Origin of the sequence: Chryseobacterium sp. 2TAF14 (assembly GCF_052115105.1) — a bacterium.
Classification (GTDB): domain Bacteria; phylum Bacteroidota; class Bacteroidia; order Flavobacteriales; family Weeksellaceae; genus Chryseobacterium.
Genome location: NZ_JBFRGA010000306.1, coordinates 1 through 1,811, shown reverse-complemented (window position 1 = coordinate 1,811; position 1,811 = coordinate 1). Strand labels below are relative to the sequence as shown.

Sequence of the window (1,811 nt, the reverse complement as noted above, 5' to 3'; positions counted from 1 at the left end):
AGCTTCACCATAACGAGCCAACATGGGTCCCATCAACATGATTGAGCCTCTCAGTTTAGCGCCGTCTTTTTTAAATTCGTTAGATTTAATATAATCAAAATTGACATTGTCTGCCTTGAAAGTGTAATCTCCGTGAGCATTTTTGGTAACTTTTACCCCAAAATCTCCCAAGATCTCGATCAGCCTGTTGACATCATGAATGTCCGGAATATTTTTAATTCTTACCTCTTCATCTGTTAATAAAACTGCACACAAAATTTGAAGAGCCTCATTTTTTGCTCCTTGTGGAGTGATTTCGCCTTGCAGTCTTTTTCCTCCTCTTATTTGAAATGTTCCACTCATTACCTTCTGTTCTTATGATTGTTGTTATTGTTAAATCTTCWTTTTGCGGATTGGTTTTTGTTATTCGTGTTTTTATTGTTGTTATTCCTGTTGGTATTGTTAGCATAGTAGATTTTGCTTTTCTCAAGGCTTTCTATACCGGTAAGGTCTAATCTGTTTGCGGAAAGTTCTTTCAGGTGACGGAAGATCACGTCATCTGTTACATGCTCTTTATTATAAACATTGTAAGATTTTTTCATATTGTTGGCAATCACTTCAATTAAGGCTTCTTTTTCGTCGCCAGCTTCAAGTTCAATTGCTTTTTCTATGAGCTGAAGAATGCTTTTCCCGTAAAATTTAAAATCACCCTGAAGTTTAGGGTATTCCATTTTTTTTGGTTTTTCTAAAAGTTCTTCTTTTGTAGGAAAAGGATATGGGGAATCTACATCCAGGTCGTGATTGGCAAGAATGTAAAGATGATCCCAAAGTTTATGTTTATAATTTTCTTCGTCGCGGAGCTGTGGGTTTCTCTGACCCATAAAATCAATGATTGCCATTGCCATTTCGTTTCTTTCTTCCTTGTCTGAAACTTCTTTGCAACGCTCAACCAACTGTTGTATAATCCTGCCGTATTCCGGCATATTGAGATGAGTTTTTTGGGTATTGTATTCCATAGTCTGCAAATATATGGATTAATAAAAATAATGTTTCTAAAAACTWAAATGTTTATAAAAATTTAATGGAAAAATTTAAGTTTTACTATCAAAAAACAGATACCAAAATCTGAACCAAATCAGACTTCAATAAATTTCTTTTTCTGATGCTGATCGGGCAGGAAGCACTTTTGAGCCGAAAGCTTCATTCTGTTTTCAGAAATTTTGTTATAAATTTTATCACTTATAAATGTAGGAATCAGTCTTCCGATAACTGATAAATTATAAATTCCGCCTAAAAGATTGGCTATTTTTAAAACAGCTTTAGATTTGATGAGGTAATATTGATAAGGTTTCCAAAGGTACAATGTGTTAAATTGTTTTGTTTCTAAACCTCTTTCTGATAAAAATTTCTGCCCGAAATCTGATTGAAGGGAAGCAAACATGAACTGGTCGTTTTTATCTCTTTCAAGAATCCATTGCACCCAAAAGTTGCATACGCCGCATTCGCCGTCAAAAAATACAATATGTTTTTGTTCCCAGATTTCCGGCATGGTTTCTATTGAGTTTTAAATTTCGTTTCCTGAATCTCTCTTTTAAAATATGAGATGAGTTCTTTTCTTTGGTCGTCGGTTAATTTTGCATCCTGATGCCCGATATAATAAGATTCTAAAGGCATTTCGTGTTTTTCCAGCATTTCTACGCATTCTTCCATTTTATGAATCTGCCTTTTGGTTTCATAAGTGGCAAATGTAGAAAAATTAAGGTGTTTTCTTCCTTCATCGATGTGGTTTTTTATCCACCATGAAGCCGGAGCTATATTGGTGTACCAAGGAT

At 34.5% G+C, this 1,811-nt stretch carries 3 protein-coding genes and 1 pseudogene; all 4 read right to left on the bottom strand.

What is annotated here, in order from left to right; all coding sequences use genetic code 11:
• Positions 1-342: pseudogene (locus AB4Y90_RS17785) on the bottom strand (UDP-N-acetylglucosamine 1-carboxyvinyltransferase); the annotation flags it as partial.
• A complete protein-coding gene (locus AB4Y90_RS17780; protein ID WP_441558896.1) occupies positions 342-995 on the bottom strand; it encodes a DUF4290 domain-containing protein in 654 nt (217 codons plus the stop codon). The gene AB4Y90_RS17780 and the pseudogene AB4Y90_RS17785, both read right to left, overlap by 1 nt.
• Before the next feature lie 119 nt (positions 996-1,114).
• The gene (locus AB4Y90_RS17775) at positions 1,115-1,528 is read right to left on the bottom strand and encodes a thiol-disulfide oxidoreductase DCC family protein (protein WP_441558895.1); all 414 of its coding nucleotides are present in this window, start codon (positions 1,526-1,528) and stop codon (positions 1,115-1,117) included.
• A 5-nt stretch (positions 1,529-1,533) separates the two neighbouring features.
• A partial coding sequence (locus AB4Y90_RS17770) for a heme-binding domain-containing protein (protein ID WP_441558894.1) occupies positions 1,534-1,811 on the bottom strand: 278 nt, incomplete at its 5' end.

Bases quoted from the DNA above. Each gene is read 5' to 3' on its own strand.
- AB4Y90_RS17775 (WP_441558895.1), bottom strand. From the start codon at position 1,528: ATGCCGGAAATCTGGGAACAAAAACATATTGTATTTTTTGACGGCGAA.